This is a genomic window from Burkholderia sp. Bp9012 (assembly GCF_003853825.1).
GTDB classification, from domain to species: domain Bacteria; phylum Pseudomonadota; class Gammaproteobacteria; order Burkholderiales; family Burkholderiaceae; genus Burkholderia; species Burkholderia diffusa.
Map to the genome: position 1 here is coordinate 1 of NZ_QTQA01000080.1, position 1,142 is coordinate 1,142.

At 69.0% G+C, this 1,142-nt stretch carries 1 protein-coding gene; it reads right to left on the reverse strand.

The annotated features are described in order from the left end of the window. A partial coding sequence (locus tag DIE11_RS35985) for an acetyl-CoA C-acetyltransferase (RefSeq protein WP_148093072.1) occupies window positions 1-1,142 on the reverse strand: 1,142 nt, incomplete at both ends.

Below are 1,142 nucleotides of genomic sequence, written 5' to 3' on the forward strand. Positions count from 1 at the left end.
CCGATGCACAGCGACGCCAGCCCGCGCTTCGCATCGCGCTTGACCATCTCGTGCAGCAGCGTCACCAGGATCCGGCAGCCCGACGCGCCGATCGGGTGACCGATCGCGATCGCCCCGCCGTTCACGTTCACCTTCGACGTGTCCCAGCCCATCTGCTTGTGCACCGCCAGCGCCTGCGCCGCGAATGCCTCGTTGATTTCCATCAGGTCCAGGTCGCCCGGCGTCCAGCCCGCACGCTCCAGGCAGCGGCGCGATGCCGGCACCGGACCCATGCCCATCACGCTCGGATCCACGCCCGCGTTCGCGTATGCCTTGATCCGCGCAAGCGGCGTCAGGCCCAGTGCTGCCGCCTTCTGCGCCGACATCACCAGCACCGCCGCCGCACCGTCGTTCAGCCCCGACGCGTTCGCCGCCGTCACCGAGCCGTCCTTCGAGAACGCCGGCTTCAGCCCCGCCAGCGATTCCGCCGTCACGCCGTGACGCACGAACTCGTCAGTCGCGAACTGCAGCGGCTCGCCCTTGCGCTGCGGAATCGACACCGGCACGATCTCCGCATCGAAGCGCCCGGCCTTCTGCGCGGCTTCCGCCTTGTTCTGCGACAGCGCCGCGAACGCGTCCTGCTCCTCGCGCGTGATCCCGTATTCCTTCGCGACGTTCTCCGCCGTGATGCCCATGTGGTACTGGTTGTACACGTCCCACAGGCCGTCCACGATCATCGTGTCGACCAGCTTCGCGTCGCCCATCCGGAACCCGTCGCGCGAGCCCGGCAGCACGTGCGGCGCCGCGCTCATGTTTTCCTGGCCGCCCGCGATCACGATGTCTGCGTCGCCCGCCACGATCGCGTTCGCCGCCAGCATCACGGCCTTCAGGCCCGAGCCGCACACCTTGTTGATCGTCATGCCCGGCACCGCGGTCGGCAGGCCGGCCTTGATCAGCGATTGGCGCGCCGGGTTCTGCCCCGAACCCGCCGCCAGCACCTGGCCCATGATCACTTCGCTCACCTGCTCGGGCTTCACGCCCGAACGCTCCAGCACCGCGCGAATCACCGTCGCCCCCAGCTCTGGTGCCGCGATCTTCGCGAGCGAACCGCCGAATTTGCCGACCGCGGTCCGCGCGGCCGATACGATCACTACGTCCGTCAT